Below are 17,190 nucleotides of genomic sequence, written 5' to 3'. Positions count from 1 at the left end.
GGGCCGGTGGTGCCGGTTGGACGGGTACCGATGGTGCGGCCGGCACCGGCTCGGGCGGCCACGGCGGCCATGGGGTGCCCGGCGGTAACGCCGGTAACGGTGGCGCGGGCGGCAACGGTGGGCTAGGCGGTGATGGTTCGTCGTTCGTCGGGATCGGCGGCAATGGTGGGGCCGGTGGTGTCGGTGGCAACGGCGGCAACGGTGGCAACGGCGCCGCTGGTGAGGCGGGCACCTTCGCTGACAATGGTTGGGGTCACGGGGCTGCCGGTGGCAATGGTGGTAACGGTGCTGCCGGTGGTCGGGGCGGTGCCGGTGGCGCGGCCGGGATCGGTGGCTCGGGTGATGGCGTGGTGGGTCGTGACGGTGACGGGGGCCGCGGTGGTAGCGGTGGGCTCGGCGGTGACGGCGGTGCCGGCACCAACGGCTTGGCCGCCGGCGACGATGCCGGCAATGGTGGCGCGGGCGGCAACGGCGGGGCCGCGGGTGCCGGCGGTGCAGCCGGTGGCGCCACCGGCGCCACCGGGACGCACGGCAGTGCGGGTGCTGGTGGTGATGGTGGTGATGGTGGCAGCGGCGCCAACGGTGTCGATGGTGTGGCCGGTGCTGTTGATGGTGCTGCGGGTGGTCATGGTGGTGCTGGTGGCAATGGTGGTCTCGGTGGGGTGCAGGCCGATGGTGTCGGTCGGGCTGTGGATGGTGTCGGGGGCAATGGTGGCGCTGGTGGTGCCGGTGGTGATGGCTTAAGCGGTGCGGCCGGCAGTGCTGGTGGTGCCGGTGTTGACGGTGGCGCCGGGACGGCGGAGTCCGTTGATGGGGTTGCTGGTGGTGCGGGTGGTCATGGCGGGGCCGGGGAGCGTGGTGGCCATGGTGGTGCCGGCGGCAATGGGGGTGTTGCGGGCAGTGGTGCCCTCGCTGGGGTGGCTGGTGTGGGTGGTGTGGGTGGCGCTGCTGGTGATGGCGGTCATGGTGGCGATGGGGGTGCCGGTGGTGTCGGCGGTGACGGGTTTGAGCAGTCCGGTGCGGGCCTCGATGGTGGTCATGGCGGTGTGGGTGGTCTCGGCGGTGATGGTGGTGCTGGTGGTCTAGCCGGAACCCAGGGTGCCGGTGGTCTTTCTGGTGATGGCGTGCGGGCTGCTGAGGGTGCTGCCGGTGTGCAGGGTGTGCAGGGCCGTGGTGGTGCCGGCGGTGCTGGTGGTGACGGTGCCCGCGGCAGCGATGGTGACTTTGGGCGTGACGGGCTGGCCGAGGGCAATCCCTCCATGGATGGGCAGGCCGGTCAGGCCGGCGGTAACGGTGGCAACGCCGGGGCTGGTGGTGCCGGGGGCTCTGGGCGTGATGGCCAGGCCGCCACCGGGACGCACGGCAGTGCGGGTGCTGGTGGTGATGGTGGTGATGGGGGCAGCGGCGCCAACGGTGTCGATGGCAGTCAGGGCAGCGCTCCGGGCGTCAACGGCGGTGATGGCACCCGGGGCGGCCATGGCGGTGACGGCGGGCTGGCAGGTATCGGCGGCCGCAATGCCGATGGCAGTGAGAGCGGGCTCGACGGAATCCAGGGCAACGGCGGCAACGGCGGCAATGGTGGCCACGGCGGCGCCGGTTACCAAGGCGACAACGGCCTCAACTCCGGCGACAACGGCCAGAGTGGTGGCGACGGCGGCGCGGCCGGCGCCGGTGGTAACGGCGGCATCGGTTTCGTCGGCGGCGCCGGTGGCAACGGCGGGAGCGGCGGCCAGGGCGCAGACGGCGGCGATGGCCACGACGGCCACGACGCGGCCACCGACACCAACGCCGCGGCAGGCACCAGCGGCGGCAACGCAGGCGACGGCGGTCACGGCGGCAAGGGTGGCGCCGGCGGTGCCGGGGGCAACGGCGGCGCATCCACAGCACCCGGAGTCACTGCGGGCGCCAACGGCAGCGGCGGTGACGGCGGCAATGGCGGCAACGCAGGTACCCCCGGAGACGGTGGCGACGGCAAGAACGGCGACGTCACCCATATCGCCGGCGGTAACGGCGGCAACGGTGGCAACGTCGGTGTTGCCGGATCCGCTGGGAGTGGCGGCCAGGCCGGCACCGGCGGTGCGGCCGGTACCGGTGGCACCGGCCACGACGGCACTGCCGGCAACGGCGTGACCGGAGTGGTCGGCAACGGTGGCGACGGCGGGGCCGGGTACAGCCCGCTCGCCCAGGCCAGCGATAGCGGTCGGGCCGGTGCGAACGGCGGAGCCGGGGGCAACGGCGGCAACGGGGGCGACCACGGCAACGGCGGCGCCGGCGGCAACGGCGGCCATGGCGCGGACGGCGCCGATGCCACCGACTTCCACACCGGTGGCCAAGGCGGAACCGGCGGCAACGGCGGTTCCGGTGGCAAGGGCGGCCTGGGCGGCTCGATCATCGGCGATGAGGGTGTCGGTGGTAGCGGCGGTAATGGCGGTAACGGCGGTGCCGGGGCCGACGGTCAGGTCGGGTTCAACAATGGCTACGGCGGTCACGGCGGTCGTGGTGGCATCGGCGGACACGCTGGGGATGTCACCGGCCGGGCTGGTGACGGCGGTGCGGGCGGGACCGGCGGAACCGGCGCCGACGGCCAGGTCGGATTCAACAACGGTTACGGCGGCACCGGGGGTACCGGTGGTACCGGCGGGTTGGCCGGGTCGGTGGGTATCGCCGGGCAGGCGGGTAACGGCGGTACCGGTGGCGCCGGTGGTGCCGGTGCGGCTGGCGAGATCACGTCCAACAACGGCTACGGCGGTCACGGCGGTCGTGGCGGCACCGGTGGGAACGCCGGTGACGTCACCGGTCAGGCGGGTAACGGCGGTACCGGCGGCGACGGCGGAGCCGGCGCCAACGGCCAGGTCGGTTACAACAACGGCCACGGCGGCCACGGCGGTAACGGCGGCACCGGCGGGCTGGGCGGAACGATCGGCAGCGCCGGGCAGGCCGGCGCCGGTGGCGACGGCGGTGCCGGTGGTCATGGTGACGACGGCCAGGTCGGCTACAACAACGGCTACGGCGGCAATGGCGGTCATGGCGGCATCGGCGGGAACGCCGGGGATGCCACCGGCCAGGCCGGGGCCGGTGGGAACGGTGGCGCCGGTGGTCATGGTGACGACGGCCAGATCGGGCACAACAACGGCTACGGCGGGAACGGCGGGCATGGCGGAAACGGTGGGCAATCCGGACAGGTCGGCCAGGCGGGCCCGGTCGTCAGTAGCGGCGGCGATGCCGGGGACGGCGGTATCGGTGCGGACGGTGGGATGACGGCCAACAACGACTACGGCGGCAACGGCGGCAACGGTGGCAACGGCGGAAACGCCGGGGGTGCCGCCGGACAAGCTGGTTCCGGTGGGAATGGCGGCGCCGCCGGCGACGGCGGCGACGGCCGACTCGGCATGAACAACGGCGCCGGCGGTAACGGCGGTAAGGGTGGCGACGGTGGAGCCGCCGGGACCATCGGGACCGGCGCCACGGGCGGAGACGGTGGCGACGGCGGCGACGGCGGTGTCGGCGCTCTCGGCGACATCCACATCAACAACGGCACCGGTGGTCACGGCGGAAACGGCGGTGCCGGCGGAAATGGCGGCACCAGCAGCGTCGAGCCAGGCGGCCTGAATGGCGACGGCGGTAACGGCGGCGACGGTGGCGATGGCGCAGGCGGTGTCCCCGGGGTCAACAACGGCAATCCCGGGCAAGGCGGCGCCGGGGGGTCGTTCGGCCCTGCCGGGGACGGCGGGACCGGCGGCCGGCCCGGTGCGAGCGGTGAGTCCGGCACACCGGGGATTCCGGCGTAACCGGTGTACCGGCTAATCCGGCACGCGCCCAGCAGTCAGCGGCCACAGGTCGAACGGCGCACGTCGGCTGCGACGTAGACCCGTCGCCGCCTGCCGAGCGGTCTTGCTATATATCCTTTGTCTCGCGCCCCCGCCGACGACGATGCGAGGGGAATGAGAGAGGAGTGGCGCCGATGCGCGTCCTGGTGATCGGTTCCGGCGCCCGGGAACATGCGCTCCTCATGGCCCTTCGCAACGACCCGAAAGTCGATCACCTGGTGATCGCGCCGGGCAACGCCGGCACCGCAGCGGTCGCCGAACAACGCGATGTCGACATCACCTCCGGTCCGGCGGTCGCTGCCCTGGCCCGTGACGTCGCTGCGGACCTGGTGGTGATCGGGCCCGAGGTGCCCCTGGTATTGGGCGTCGCCGACGCAGTACGAGCCGCCGGCATCGCCTGCTTCGGGCCGTCCCGGGGCGCCGCGCGCATCGAAGGCTCCAAGGCGTTCGCCAAGGACGTGATGGCCGCGGCCGGAGTGCGCACCGCCCGCTCGGAGATCGTCGACAGCCCGGCCGACCTGGACGCCGCCCTGAGTCGATTCGGCCCGGATGCCGGCGAGGCGGCCTGGGTGGTCAAAGACGACGGGCTGGCCGCCGGCAAGGGAGTGGTGGTGACGCAGGACCGCGCAGTGGCCCGGGCACATGCCGCCGGCCTGCTCGACGCCGGACATCCGGTGCTGTTGGAATCGTTTTTGGATGGCCCCGAGCTGTCGTTGTTCTGCGTCGTCGACGGCGACACGGTGGTGCCGTTACTGCCGGCGCAGGACTTCAAACGGGTCGGTGACGGCGATGCCGGCCCCAACACCGGCGGCATGGGCGCCTATGCTCCGCTGCCCTGGCTGTCCCGAGAGGCTGCGGCGGGGATCGTCGCCGACATCGTCAAGCCGGTCGCCGCCGAACTGGTCCGACGCGGCAGCCGGTTCGCCGGGCTGCTCTACGCCGGAGTGGCGATGACTTCGACCGGGCCGGCCGTCATCGAATTCAACTGCCGCTTCGGGGATCCGGAGACCCAAGCGGTACTGGCGCTGCTGGAGTCGCCGCTCGGGCAGCTACTGCACGCCGCCGCCACCGGCGGGCTCAACGAGTTCGGTGCGCTGCGCTGGCGGGACAGCTCGGCGGTGACGGTGGTGTTGGCCGCGGAGAACTATCCCGGCCGGCCCCGCGTCGGGGACGTGATCGTGGGCGCCGAGGGTGAGGCCGTGCTGCACGCCGGCACCGTGCTCCGCGAGGACGGGGCGGTGGTGTCGTCCGGTGGCCGGGTGCTGTCGGTGGTGGGTGTCGGCGAGGACTTGGCCGCGGCCCGCGCGGCGGCCTACCGGACCCTCGGCTCGATCCGCTTGCCCGGGAGCCACTTCCGCACCGATATCGGACTGGCGGCCGCCGAGGACAAGATTCGGATCTAGCCGAGCCCAACATCCTCGGTCGGCTCGGTGAGGGCGCCGGTACAGTTACCCAGTATGTCTGACGAAACTGAGCTGGACTCTGCTGAGTCGGCCGACGAGGATCACTCATCGGAGCAGCCTGCGGCTGTGAAACGATCGGCGGCCGCAGCGCCGGTGAAATCAGCTCAGGGGCCCCTGCTCCTCGCGGCGGGGATTGCGCTCGTCGCCGGAGCCTTGGCCGGCGCGGCGGTTGCCTGGTGGCTCCCGGTGTCCGGGACGTCGGCCGATTTCTCCGATCAGCAGGTTGCCGACGCGAAGAAGGATGTATGTGCCGCGGCGGTGCTCGCGCGTCAGGCGGTGGCCAACAACATGCACCTGAAAAACCCGGATCCCGAGAACCCGGTTGCTCAGCTCGCGGTGGCCGCGAACGCGAGGCTGTCCCTGACTGCAGGCGCCGCCTACCTGCGGGGTCGCGTGGAAGAGAAAGCCGCTGTGTCGCAGGATATCGCGGACGCGGCGCGTGCGATGGCCGGCGAGCTCGAGCATCTGAACCTCAGTTACCTTGTCGGGCAACCGAATTCCGAACGGGAGCAGCTGGGGCGCGATCTTGATGCGCGCATCGCCGCATTGGGCAAGCTCTGCCAGTAGTCGGCCCAGGCTCAGAACCCCAAGAGCGCCAGGGGATCTCAAGACGTTGGTGAACAATCCGAGGTCGGTCACGCTGTAGGCCGTGCTCAGCACGGTTGCCGCTGTTGTCATAGATCTCGGCGTCGTCCTGAGTGGGCAGGAAGGTTCGGCGGTAATGGGTGCGGCGGGCTGCGAGCATACGTCGATCTCGCTATCCAGGTTGCGGCTGAAGAATTGACTAAGCAGTCAAGAGCGGGGCGATCCAGGTCAACTCGGCCGGGAGCTGGGAGCTCCAGTAGGACCCGTCGTGCCCGCCGGGCGAGAAGCCGCCCGCGGGCGGATTGGGCAGCTGGTCGATGAAAGCCCGGGTCGCCGAGTAGAACGGATCGGAGTTTCCGCAATCCACCCGGATCGGAATCGATTCCAGACCCGGCATTCCGAAGACCGAGTTGGCGGCGAAATCCGCCGCGCCGTCGAACGCACCCGGCGCCGCGGCACCGGGCGAGAGCCACAGTGCGGGGCTCACCGCGCAGATCGCCGCGGTCCGGTCTGGACCGAGCCGGCCCCCGAGCAGCAGCGCGCCGTAGCCGCCCATCGACCAGCCGATGAACGCCACCCGGGTGGTGTCCAAACCCTGGCCGGCCAGCAGCGGCAGCAGCTCGTCGGTCACCATCGCACCGGAGTCCTCCCCGGAGGCACGCCGGTGCCAGTAACTGCCGCCGCCGTCGACGGCCACCACCGCGAACGGGGGCAGTCCCGCGGCGACCGCCTCGGCCAGGCCCTGTTCCACCCCGCCGGCCATCACCGTCGCGGCATCGCTGCCCTTGCCGTGCAATGCGATCAGCGGGCGCAGTGCCTCGGTCTGGCCCGGCGGCCGGGCGATCGCCCAGTTGGTGGCGATCCCGCCACGCGCCGCCGAGGCGAACGAGCCGGTCGTCATGGTGGCCAGCGCCGGGGTGGCCCGGGCCGGCCGGGCGCCGAGCAACGAACCCACGCCCAGTGCGCCGGCGGCCGTTCCGAGGCGCAGCACCGCCCGTCGGCTCAACTCCGGCATGGCGGCCATCATGCCAGCGGGGGGTGGTTTGTCCGAAAAGACGCAAACCCATGATGCGGCGATAGCTGTGCTGGCAGCATCTCTAGGCGTGATGACAGCGGTCACGCCCAAGGGGGAACGCCGACGGTATGCGCTGATCAGTGCTGCCGCCGAGCTGCTGCGCGAGGGCGGGTTCGAAGCGGTGCGACACCGCGCGGTGGCGCAGCGGGCCGGCCTGCCGTTGGCGTCGACCACCTATTACTTCTCGTCGCTGGACGACCTGATCGCCAGCGCGGTGGAACACATCGGAATGTTGGAGGTCGCGCAGCTGCGGGCCCGGATCGCAGGCCTGTCCCGGCGCCGACGCAGTGCCGAGACGACGGCCGACATGCTGGTGGAGCTGCTGGTGGGGTCACCAGAGGACGCTGCGAACGGCCCACAGGTCACCGAGCAGCTCATATCGCGCTATGAGCGGTCCATCGTCTGCGCCCGGCAGCCAGCGCTCCGCGAGATCCAGCGCCGCATCCTGCACCAACGGTCCGATGCCGTCGCCGAAGCCGTCGAGCGTTCCGGGCGGATCGCCCGGGTCGAGATGGCGCATGCGCTGGTCTGCATGGTCGATGGGGCGGTGATGGCGGCCCTGGTCGACGATCGCCAGGGGCCGCGGACCGTCGCCCGGGCGGCGCTGATCGACGTCATCGACCTGCTCGCGCCGCTGGACCAGCGCGCCGTGTCAGCCTGAGAAGCTCACACGGTATGCTGCCTCGACCCCTTTGTCGCTACTTTGCTACTGGCGGGTAACCCGGGGGGTGCCAAGACGCCCAGAAACGCCTACGAGAAGCGAATGCGGAGAGCTACGTCATGAATATCGGTGTCCTATCCGAGGCGCAGCCCGGTGAGACGCGTGTGTCGGCGACGCCAACCACCGTCGCCCAGCTGATCAAGCTCGGCTACGAGGTGGTGGTGGACGCCGGTGCGGGAGAGGCGTCGTCCTTCACCGATGCCGCGTACGTCGACGCCGGCGCGACGATCGGCGACGCACGCGCCGCTGACATCGTCTTCGGCGTCAACGCCCCCGCGGCCGAGCAGCTCGACGCCATGAAGCCCGGCGCGACGCTGGTCAGCCTGCTGGCGCCGGCACTGAACCCGGATCGGGTGGAGGATCTGGCCCGCCGCCCGATCACGGCACTGTCGATGGACGCGGTCCCCCGGATCTCGCGGGCGCAGTCATTGGACGTGCTGAGCTCGATGGCCAACATCGCCGGCTACCGCGCCGTGGTGGAGGCCGCCCATGTGTTCGGCCGGTTCTTCACCGGCCAGGTGACCGCCGCCGGCAAGGTGCCACCGGCCAAGGTGCTGGTGGTGGGCGCCGGGGTGGCCGGCCTGGCCGCGATCGGCGCGGCCGGCAGCCTGGGGGCGATCGTGCGGGCCACCGACCCGCGGCCCGAGGTGGCCGATCAGGTGAAATCCCTGGGCGGGGAGTACCTGTCGATCGAGGACCCCGACGCCGAGGTCTCGGCGACCGGCTACGCCAAGGAGATGGGCGACGACTACAAGGCCCGCGAGGTCGAGCTCTACTCCGAGCAGTGCAAAGACGTCGACATCGTCGTCACCACCGCGCTCATCCCGGGTAAGCCCGCGCCGCGGATCATCACCGCCGACATGGTCGCCTCGATGACGCCGGGCAGTGTGATCGTGGACATGGCCGCGGCCAACGGCGGCAACGTCGAGGGCACCGTCGCCGACCAGGCCGTCGTCACCGACAACGGGGTGACGATCATCGGTTACACCGATCTGGCCGGGCGGTTGCCCGCCCAGGCCTCGCAGCTCTACGGCACCAACCTGGTCAACCTGATGAAGTTGATGACGCCCGGCAAGGACGGCCAACTGGTGCTGGACTTCGACGACGTGGTGCAGCGGTCGATGACCGTGGTGCGCGACGGCGAATCGACGTGGCCGCCACCGCCGGTGCAGGTCTCGGCCGCTCCGGCCAAGGCCGCCGAAGCCCCGGTGGCCGCGCCGGCGTCGAAGGAGCCGATGACGGCCGGGCGACGGCTGGGCCTGGTGATGTCCGCGGCGGCGGTGTTGTTCGTCCTGGTGGCGCTGGCGCCGGCGGCACTGCAGGTGCACCTGACGGTCTTCGCGCTGGCGATCGTGATCGGTTACTACGTGATCGGGCATGTGCACCACGCGCTGCACACGCCGCTGATGTCGGTGACCAACGCCATCTCGGGCATCATCGTGGTCGGTGCGCTGCTGCAGATCGGGCACGGCGATCCGGCCATCACGGCGCTGGCGACCGCGGCGATCCTGCTGGCCAGTATCAACGTCTTCGGTGGTTTCGCGGTGACCCGCCGCATGCTGGCCATGTTCTCCCGCAGCTAGGCGCTGCGCACCCCCGATTTGGAGTAGACCTCTATGTTCTCGATCGAGACCGCCGCCTCGGCGGCATACATCGTCGCGGCGCTGTTGTTCATCCTGGCGCTGGCCGGGCTGAGTAAGCATGAAACGTCCAAGGTCGGCAACAGCTTCGGCATCCTCGGCATGACGGTGGCGCTGGCCGCGACGATCGCCCTGGCCGTCAACCGCTGCATCCAGCCGCTCGGTCTCGCGTTGCTGATCGGGGCGACCGTGGTGGGTGCGGCGATCGGGCTGTGGCGGGCCAAGGTCGTCGAGATGACCGGCATGCCCGAACTGATCGCGCTGCTGCACTCGTTCGTCGGTCTGGCCGCCGTGCTGGTCGGCTGGAACGGCTACCTGCACATCGAAGCCGACATGCAGGGGGCCGACGCCCAGGAGTTGGCGGCCTCGGGGTTGCTGGGCATTCACTCCGCCGAGGTGTTCATCGGCGTGTTCATCGGTGCGGTCACCTTCACCGGCTCCATCGTGGCCAACCTCAAGCTGTCGGGCCGGATGAAGTCCAACCCGTTGATGCTGCCCGGCAAGAACTTCCTCAACGTCGGCACCCTGGTGGCGTTCTTCGCGCTGACGGTGTGGTTCGTCAACGAGCCGCAGCTGTGGCTGCTGATCGTGGTCACCGTGCTGGCGCTGGCGCTGGGCTGGCACCTGGTCGCCTCCATCGGCGGTGGCGACATGCCGGTGGTGGTCTCGATGCTCAACAGCTACTCCGGCTGGGCGGCCGCGGCATCGGGCTTCCTGCTCTCCAACGACCTGCTCATCATCACCGGTGCGCTGGTCGGCTCCTCGGGTGCCTACCTGTCCTACATCATGTGCAAGGCGATGAACCGGTCGTTCATCTCGGTGATCGCCGGTGGCTTCGGCATCGAGGCCGGTCCCTCCGACGACACCGATTACGGCGAGCACCGGGAGATCACCGCCGAAGGGGTGGCCGAACTGCTGACCGGCGCCGACTCGGTGGTCATCACCCCGGGCTACGGCATGGCCGTCGCGCAGGCCCAGTACGGCGTCGCCGAACTGACCCGCAAGCTACGCGAGCGAGGCGTCAACGTACGCTTCGGTATCCACCCCGTCGCCGGCCGGCTCCCGGGCCACATGAACGTGCTGCTGGCCGAGGCCAAGGTGCCCTACGACATCGTCCTGGAGATGGACGAGATCAACGACGACTTCGACGACACCTCCGTGGTGCTGGTGATCGGTGCCAACGACACTGTCAACCCGGCCGCCGCCGAAGACCCGAGCAGCCCGATCGCCGGCATGCCGGTCCTGACGGTGTGGGAAGCCGACAACGTGATCGTCTTCAAGCGCTCGATGGCGTCGGGCTATGCAGGCGTGCAGAACCCGCTGTTCTTCCGGCAGAACTCCGCCATGCTCTTCGGCGACGCCAAGGACCGGGTCGAGGACATCCTGCACGCGCTGTGAGGCCCCACCGGCAGGCGCGGCGGGCCGCCGCCGGCCCCGTAAGCTAGCTGCTCGTGAGCATCCCCAACGTGCTGGCCACCCGCTACGCCAGCGCCGCGATGAGCGACATCTGGTCGCCGCGGGCCAAGATCGTCGCCGAACGCCGCCTGTGGCTGGCGGTGCTGCGCGCTCAGGCCGAGCTCGGCGTGCAGGTACCCGAGCAGGCGATCGCCGACTACGAGGCCGTGCTCGACCACGTCGACCTCGAGTCGATCGCCGACCGCGAGCGAATCACCCGCCACGACGTCAAGGCGCGCATCGAGGAATTCAACGCACTGGCCGGCCACGAGCACGTCCACAAGGGGATGACCAGTCGCGACCTGACCGAGAACGTCGAGCAGCTGCAGATCCGCCAATCCCTGGAGCTGGTGTTCAGCCACGGCCTGGCGGTGGTCGCCCGGCTGGTCAGCCACGCGGTGGCCTACCGCGAGCTGGTGATGGCCGGCCGCAGTCACAACGTCGCCGCGCAGGCCACCACGTTGGGCAAGCGGTTCGCCTCAGCCGCCGAGGAAACACTGATGGCGCTGACCCGGGTGCGAGAGCTCATCGACCGCTATCCGCTGCGCGGTATCAAAGGCCCGATGGGCACCGCCCAGGACATGCTCGACCTGTTCGACGGCGACACCGCCAAGCTCGCCGAGCTGGAACGCCGGGTTGCCGAATTCTTGGGTTTCTCAGCCGTTTTGACCAGCGTCGGCCAGGTCTATCCCCGGTCGCTGGACCATGATGTGGTGTCCGCGCTGGTGCAACTGGGCGCCGGCCCGTCGTCGCTGGCCCACACCATCCGGCTGATGGCCGGCCACGAACTGGTCACCGAGGGCTTCGCGCCCGGCCAGGTGGGCTCATCGGCGATGCCTCACAAGATGAACACCCGAAGCTGCGAGCGGGTCAACGGACTGCAGGTGGTGCTGCGCGGCTACGCGGCGATGGCCGCCGAACTGGCGGGCGCGCAGTGGAACGAGGGCGACGTGTTCTGTTCGGTGGTGCGCCGGGTCGCGTTGCCGGATGCGTTCTTCGCCATCGACGGACAGACCGAGACGTTTCTGACCGTCCTCGACGAATTCGGCGCCTACCCGGCGGTGATCACCCGGGAACTCGACCGCTACCTGCCGTTCCTGGCCACCACCAAGGTGCTGATCGCCGCGGTGCGCGCCGGGATGGGCCGGGAGACCGCCCACGAGGTGATCAAGGAACACGCGGTGGCCGTCGCCCTGGCGATGCGGGAACGCGGCGCCGAACCGGATCTGCTGGACCGGCTGGCCGCCGATGAGCGGCTGCCGCTGGACCGTGCCGCGCTTCAAGCCGCCATCGCCGACCGGCGGGCGTTCACCGGAGCGGCCGCCGACCAGGTCGACCAGGTCGCGGCCGCGGTGGCCGAACTGGCCGACCGGTACCCGGAGGCCTCCGCCTACACCCCGGGCGCGATCCTCTAATCAGCATGAGCGCCCAGCAGCTCGCGACGATCGACTTCACCGATCTGGACAACTTCGCGGGCGGCTTCCCGCACGAGTTGTTCGCGCTGCACCGGCGGCTGGCCCCGGTGTTCTGGCACGAACCGACCGCGCACACCCCGGACGGGCAAGGGTTCTGGTCAGTGGCCACTCATGCCGAAACCCTCGAGGTACTGCGCGACGCGGAGACCTATTCCTCGGTGACCGGCGGGACCCGGCCGTTCGGCGGCACCGTGCTGCAGGATCTGCCGATCGCCGGCGGGCTGCTGAACATGATGGACGACCCGCGGCACGCGCAGGTCCGGCGGTTGGTCAGTTCCGGGCTGACACCGCGGATGATCCGCCGCGTCGAAACGGACCTGCGGCGTCGGGCGCGGATGCTGTTGGACACCGTAGAGCCGGGAGTGCCCTTCGACTTCCTGGTCGACCTGGCCGCCGAGCTGCCGATGCAGATGATCTGCATCCTGCTGGGCGTCCCCGAAGCCGACCGGCACTGGCTGTTCGAGGCCATCGAGCCCAGCTTCGACTTCCGCGGCTCCCGCGCGGCGGTGGTGCCGCGGCTGTCCAGCCAGGACGCCGACAACGAGGTCTACACCTACGGGCGGGAGCTCATTGCCGCCAAGCGGGCCGCCCCCACCGACGACATGCTGTCGGTGGTGGCCAACTCCGCCGACCCGGGCCTGAGCGACCTGGAGGCGTACCTGTTCTTCCAGCTGTTGTTCAGCGCCGGCGCCGAGACCACCCGCAACGCCATCGCCGGCGGGCTGCTGGCGCTGGCGCAGCACCCGGGCCAATTGCGGGCGTTGCGCGGTGATTTCGGCCTGCTGCCCTCCGCGATCGAGGAGATCATCCGCTGGACTTCACCGTCGCCGTCGAAGCGGCGCACCGCCACCCGGCGCACGATGCTGGGCGGGCAGACGGTCGAAGCCGGCCAGAAGGTGCTGGTGTGGGAGGGTTCGGCCAATCGTGATCGCGCCGTGTTCGAACGCGCCGACGAATTCGACATCACTCGGAAACCCAACCCGCACATCGGATTCGGTCATGGTGTCCACTTCTGCCTGGGGGCGCATCTGGCCCGGATGGAACTGCGGGTGCTCTACGAGGAGCTGCTGGGCCGGTTCGGTGAAGTGACGGTGGCCGCCCCGGTGGAATGGACTCGCAGCAACCGGCACACCGGAATGCGGCACCTGATCGTGGAACTGCGACCGTGAGACGGCGGCTGGAGCCGGACGCCTTCGCGGTGGTGATGGCGACCGGCATTCTGTCGATCGCCGCCGCCGACCACGGCTACCGTTGGCTCTCCGCGTTTCTCGGTGCCCTGGCCACCGCGGTGATGGTGCTGCTGGCGGTGATCGCCGCCGGCGCCATCACCCGCTGGGATCTTCGCGATCCCGACGTCACGCTGCGGTTGTTCACCTTCGTCGCCGCGTGCGCGGTGCTGGATGCGCGGCTGGTCGCCCACCCGGTGCTGGTGCGCGCGCTGGGGGTGGTGGCGCTGTCGGCATGGCTGGCGCTGACGGTGTTGAGCTGCCGCAACATGGCGTCGCGGGGCCTGGCCGCGCTACGCGGCCGAGCCCACGGCGCCTGGGAGCTGGCCAGCGTCGGGACGTCAGGCCTGGCGATCCTCGCCGCGCAGGTCGCCCGCCACCCCGGTGATCGCGGCTGGGCGGCGGCGGCCACGGCGCTCTGGCTGCTGGCGATCGCGATCTATACCGGCATGGCCTGGTTGATCCTGTGGCGCGCCGTCCACGAGCGCAAGGACCGGGACGGTTTCGCGCCCGACGACTGGATCCTGATGGGGGCGTTGGCGATCGCCACGTTGGCCGGCCACGACATCTACGTCGGGGCGGCGGACTGGCTGGCCGGGCCGGTGCGCGCCGTGACCATCGTCACCTGGGTGGTGGCCAGTGCGTGGATCCCGCCGCTGATCTACTTCGTGCTGCACCGGATCAACCGCAGCCCGGCGGTGCTGCACGTCACCGGGGCCTGGTGGGCGCTGGTGTTCCCGTTGGGGATGTATTCGGCGGCCACCGCTGCGATGGCAGCCGAGCTAACGGCGCCCGCACTGGCGACGGTGTCGTTGATTTTCTTCTGGAACGCGCTGACGGCGTGGGCGATCGTGGCGGTCGCCGGATTGCTGCGCGCGCGAGCCCTCAGTGCGGCCGCGCTGCGCCGGCGCGGCGGCGCCTCCGCGCGGTCAGCCTGGCCCATACCCACGTCAAGGGCACGTCGCGGCCGGTAGCCAGGTATTCCACCGTGGCCGGGTAGTTGCAGACTTCGCGTACCTGGGACAGTCCCTCGGGCTTGCCGACGAGCAGCACCTGGTCGTCGAGCGCCAGTGTGGTGTCCGGGTCCGGCATGAACGTCGACGCACCGTCTCGCATCAGCACCAACGCGGCCAGCGGCAACCGTAGCTCCCGGTCGTCGGGCCGGCGGATCAGATCGCCCAGCGTCAGCGTTTCTCCCCGTCGCAGCCAGTCCGTGATCGCCGGAGCCTGCTCGGCCGACAACACGAGGACATCACGACTGGGCGTGCGCCGCCCGCAGGACTTCTGCAGGTGATCGCGCACCCCGATGGCCCACGCTTCATCGCGCCCGAAGACGTGTTCAACGAAGCTCCAGAACACCGGTGTGAGGGTTCGGGCCAGAACCTCGCGGGCAACGAGTTCCGGGGCGATGTAAACCGAGTCGATCTGCAAGGCGTCGAGCAGTGCCTTCTTGGCGTTCGTCTGTTGGCGGACTACCAGATAGACGTCGGTGTTGGCCAGCCTGGCCTGCTCGGCTACGGCGATGTTCGTGGTATCGCTACTCGTCCCGGCGATGAATCCGATCGCATCGGCGACGTCGAGTTCGTCGTCGGCGGGGTCGACGAGGTCAACGGTCAGCCCACTGGCGGTGAGATCACGCACCAGTTCGTCACCGAACTCGGGATCGGCGCAGACCACCCAGCGGCCGGTGGTCAGTCCCCGCCGCACCGGCGGCAGCTGGTCTTCTTCGTTGTCCATCAGCCAGCGAAGCAGCTGATGATTGACCGGACGGTGGATGGACAGCGCGAGGTAGTCACCGAACCGGTCCGCGGGGTTGATGATTCCCGCCGGAGAGAAGCGCTCGATACGGGCCTGGATCTTCGGGTCGCTGCAGCGGGTGAACACGGGCACTTCTGGCCGCAGCAATGCCACGGTCATCACCACCGCGAGGTTTGCGTCATCATCGTTCGTCAACGCCAGGACACCCTCGCAGTCGCGATGAGCGAGGCCGGCCACGCCGAGCACCGGCGGGCTGGCGCAGTCTCCCTCGATCGCCGGGACGTCCGAACTGAGTTGCGCCGATATCACCGATGCGACTCTGGATTCCTGTTTATCGATGACGACGAACCGGCGCCCATGTTCGTCGAGTTCGGCGCCGACGGCCCGGCCGGCCTGGCCGTAGCCGGCGATGATGACGAAGGGCTCGATCATCCGGCGGACCTGCCGGCGAAACCGCTGCGCGGCGATGGCGTCCTGAAAGGCGGTGTCGTTGATGACGGAGAAGAAGACTCCGATGGCGAAGGCCCAACTGATCACGACCAGGTAGATCGACATCGACAGCCACATCCGCTGCGGATAGCTGAAGGCGTGCGGAACCTCGCTGTAGCCGACCGTCGTCAACGTGATCGTCATTTGATAGAACGCGTCGAAGACGGTCAGCCGGTAGGGGTTGCCCTGCGCATCGACACCGGGCATCAGCATCAAACCGGTGGTGCAGACGCTGAACGTGGCGATGACGACAATGAACGGTGCCCGCATTCGCCGCATGAACAAGAAGATGACCTCGGTGGTCTCGACCGTCGTCGGGACTCGGATCGGCTTGGGCCGCGGCTTGTTCGGTCGCCGGGTCCAGAACGTCAAGAGGTGCAGGGCGTTGGGCATCTGCTATCGACGTCTGAAGGACGCCGTTTCGACCACCAGCAGCGTGACCGACACGATGTTGGCCAGCAGCGCACCGCCGGACAGCGACACCACGCTGGCGATGGCATGGGTGTCCAGCCCGTAGCTGGACACCTGGGTGTAGTAGACCCACATCGTCGCTGCGGCAGCGAGTTGCAGTAGCGCGACCAGGCTGGTCGCCAGGTGGACCGCACCGAGCTGGGTGCGGTCGCCGAACTTCAGGATCGAGGTGATGAAGGCGACGATGAGGGCGAGAAAGAGCTCCCAGGGGTTGTGGATGACCGGGTCGCCGATGTCGCCGACGAAGAACCCGAAATTCAATGTCGCCGCTAGCAACACGAAGAAGCCGAAAACCACCTTCTCGAGGTTCACGACCGCAGCCTAACTCGCCGCGCTCGCCGATCGGGGATGTCGCGCCAGGCCGGCAGACCGTAGCTCGACGGCGGCGAGCCCGGCGATGACGGCGAGGTCTTGGTGCCGCCACGCGCCGACCGGGTCGGGGCTGACCGCGGTCAGCGCGCGGTGCGGCCGGGTCGCCAGTGCGCGCAGTGCCAGCAACTGCAGGCCGGCCGGGGTGGCGGCCAGCGCCAGCACCGCCCGTTTGCGCAGGAAGAACCGCAGCCGCAACGCCAGCCATGGCATCGCGACCGCCAGGATCGGTGGCGCCGCCACCGCGATCGCCAGCAGGTAGGCCAGCCAGCCGGCGGTGGTGTTCAGGTTGTGGCCGGCGCCGGCGATGTCGACTGCCGCCTCCCCTGCCGCGGTCAGCGGCTTGCTCACCGCATCGCCCACCAGCGGAATGCGATCCGCGCTGTGCCCGGCCGAGGTCAGGCTCTCGGCCACCCCGTTGGCGCCTTGCTCGAACTGCCGTCCAACCCCGGCGATGGTGGCGACGGCCCCGTGCACGGCCAGCGCCACCAGCACCCACAGGAAGGTCCAGACCGCGACGACGGCGTCGCTGAACAGCTGGGCCAGCAGGCGGCCGGGGGAGGTGGCGTAGGGCAGCAACCGTGACGTCATGTCGTTGATCCCAGCACAGTTGACGCCGTCCGGTGCGGTGGTGGT

Annotated in this window: 12 protein-coding genes and 1 pseudogene; 9 read left to right on the top strand and 4 right to left on the bottom strand. The window is 70.0% G+C overall.

Going from position 1 to position 17,190, the window contains the following annotated elements; genetic code table 11:
- From AWC24_RS23320 to AWC24_RS09700, 3 genes and pseudogenes are all read left to right on the top strand, one after another.
- A pseudogene (locus AWC24_RS23320) lies at positions 1-3,788 on the top strand (PE family protein); the annotation flags it as partial.
- A gap of 173 nt (positions 3,789-3,961) precedes the next feature.
- On the top strand, positions 3,962-5,230 hold the full coding sequence (gene purD, locus AWC24_RS09705) for a phosphoribosylamine--glycine ligase (RefSeq protein ID WP_085084369.1): 1,269 nt from the start codon (positions 3,962-3,964) through the stop codon (positions 5,228-5,230).
- A 54-nt stretch (positions 5,231-5,284) separates the two neighbouring features.
- Positions 5,285-5,857: a hypothetical protein gene (locus AWC24_RS09700; RefSeq protein ID WP_085084338.1), complete on the top strand. Its 573-nt coding sequence runs from the start codon at positions 5,285-5,287 to the stop codon at positions 5,855-5,857.
- A 217-nt stretch (positions 5,858-6,074) separates the two neighbouring features.
- Here the strand turns inward: AWC24_RS09700 and AWC24_RS09695 are convergent, their stop codons facing one another.
- The gene (locus tag AWC24_RS09695; RefSeq protein WP_085084336.1) at positions 6,075-6,902 is read right to left on the bottom strand and encodes an alpha/beta hydrolase-fold protein; all 828 of its coding nucleotides are present in this window, start codon (positions 6,900-6,902) and stop codon (positions 6,075-6,077) included.
- 79 nt (positions 6,903-6,981) lie between these two features.
- Here AWC24_RS09695 and AWC24_RS09690 point away from each other — a divergent pair, with 79 nt between their 5' ends.
- From AWC24_RS09690 to AWC24_RS09665, 6 genes are all read left to right on the top strand, one after another.
- Entirely contained in the window at positions 6,982-7,611 is a 630-nt protein-coding gene (locus AWC24_RS09690) for a TetR/AcrR family transcriptional regulator (RefSeq protein ID WP_085084334.1), read from the top strand.
- A 119-nt stretch (positions 7,612-7,730) separates the two neighbouring features.
- A complete protein-coding gene (locus tag AWC24_RS09685; RefSeq protein ID WP_085084332.1) occupies positions 7,731-9,254 on the top strand; it encodes a Re/Si-specific NAD(P)(+) transhydrogenase subunit alpha in 1,524 nt (507 codons plus the stop codon).
- Positions 9,255-9,287: 33 nt separating this feature from the next.
- Complete coding sequence (gene pntB, locus AWC24_RS09680; protein ID WP_085084330.1) at positions 9,288-10,709, top strand: Re/Si-specific NAD(P)(+) transhydrogenase subunit beta; 1,422 nt, start codon at positions 9,288-9,290, stop codon at positions 10,707-10,709.
- Positions 10,710-10,762: 53 nt separating this feature from the next.
- Positions 10,763-12,181 (top strand): adenylosuccinate lyase, encoded by a 1,419-nt coding sequence (gene purB, locus AWC24_RS09675; RefSeq protein ID WP_085084328.1) that lies wholly within the window; start codon positions 10,763-10,765, stop codon positions 12,179-12,181.
- 5 nt (positions 12,182-12,186) lie between these two features.
- Positions 12,187-13,410, top strand: coding sequence for a cytochrome P450 (locus AWC24_RS09670; protein WP_085084326.1), 1,224 nt, complete (start codon positions 12,187-12,189; stop codon positions 13,408-13,410).
- Positions 13,407-14,441, top strand: coding sequence for a tellurite resistance/C4-dicarboxylate transporter family protein (locus tag AWC24_RS09665; RefSeq protein WP_272937711.1), 1,035 nt, complete (start codon positions 13,407-13,409; stop codon positions 14,439-14,441). Before AWC24_RS09670 ends, AWC24_RS09665 begins: the two co-directional genes overlap by 4 nt.
- On the opposite strand, the gene AWC24_RS09660 is transcribed toward AWC24_RS09665, so the two are convergent.
- From AWC24_RS09660 to AWC24_RS09650, 3 genes are read right to left on the bottom strand one after another with little or no spacing between them, the layout of a single operon-like run.
- Positions 14,353-16,107, bottom strand: a complete 1,755-nt coding sequence (locus AWC24_RS09660) for an NAD-binding protein (protein ID WP_085084322.1) — start codon at positions 16,105-16,107, stop codon at positions 14,353-14,355. The two genes, AWC24_RS09665 and AWC24_RS09660, sit on opposite strands and share 89 nt — an antisense overlap.
- A 3-nt stretch (positions 16,108-16,110) precedes the next feature.
- Positions 16,111-16,497, bottom strand: a complete 387-nt coding sequence (locus AWC24_RS09655; protein ID WP_085084320.1) for a DUF6394 family protein — start codon at positions 16,495-16,497, stop codon at positions 16,111-16,113.
- 9 nt (positions 16,498-16,506) lie between these two features.
- Positions 16,507-17,145, bottom strand: a complete 639-nt coding sequence (locus AWC24_RS09650; protein WP_085084318.1) for a hypothetical protein — start codon at positions 17,143-17,145, stop codon at positions 16,507-16,509.
- Positions 17,146-17,190 lie beyond the last annotated feature (45 nt).

Origin of the sequence: Mycolicibacter senuensis (genome assembly GCF_002101885.1) — a bacterium.
In the GTDB taxonomy this organism is placed as follows: Bacteria; Actinomycetota; Actinomycetes; order Mycobacteriales; family Mycobacteriaceae; genus Mycobacterium; species Mycobacterium senuense.
This window is presented reverse-complemented; position numbering and strand designations above follow the sequence as displayed.

What these genes read in the sequence shown, in the direction of transcription:
- purD (WP_085084369.1), top strand. Translation starts at nt 3,962, where the DNA reads ATGCGCGTCCTGGTGATCGGTTCCGGCGCCCGGGAACATGCGCTCCTC.
- AWC24_RS09700 (WP_085084338.1), top strand. Translation starts at nt 5,285, where the DNA reads ATGTCTGACGAAACTGAGCTGGACTCTGCTGAGTCGGCCGACGAGGAT.
- AWC24_RS09695 (WP_085084336.1), bottom strand. Translation starts at nt 6,902, where the DNA reads ATGATGGCCGCCATGCCGGAGTTGAGCCGACGGGCGGTGCTGCGCCTC.
- AWC24_RS09690 (WP_085084334.1), top strand. Translation starts at nt 6,982, where the DNA reads ATGACAGCGGTCACGCCCAAGGGGGAACGCCGACGGTATGCGCTGATC.
- AWC24_RS09685 (WP_085084332.1), top strand. Translation starts at nt 7,731, where the DNA reads ATGAATATCGGTGTCCTATCCGAGGCGCAGCCCGGTGAGACGCGTGTG.
- pntB (WP_085084330.1), top strand. Translation starts at nt 9,288, where the DNA reads ATGTTCTCGATCGAGACCGCCGCCTCGGCGGCATACATCGTCGCGGCG.
- AWC24_RS09670 (WP_085084326.1), top strand. Translation starts at nt 12,187, where the DNA reads ATGAGCGCCCAGCAGCTCGCGACGATCGACTTCACCGATCTGGACAAC.
- AWC24_RS09660 (WP_085084322.1), bottom strand. Translation starts at nt 16,107, where the DNA reads ATGCCCAACGCCCTGCACCTCTTGACGTTCTGGACCCGGCGACCGAAC.
- AWC24_RS09650 (WP_085084318.1), bottom strand. Translation starts at nt 17,145, where the DNA reads ATGACGTCACGGTTGCTGCCCTACGCCACCTCCCCCGGCCGCCTGCTG.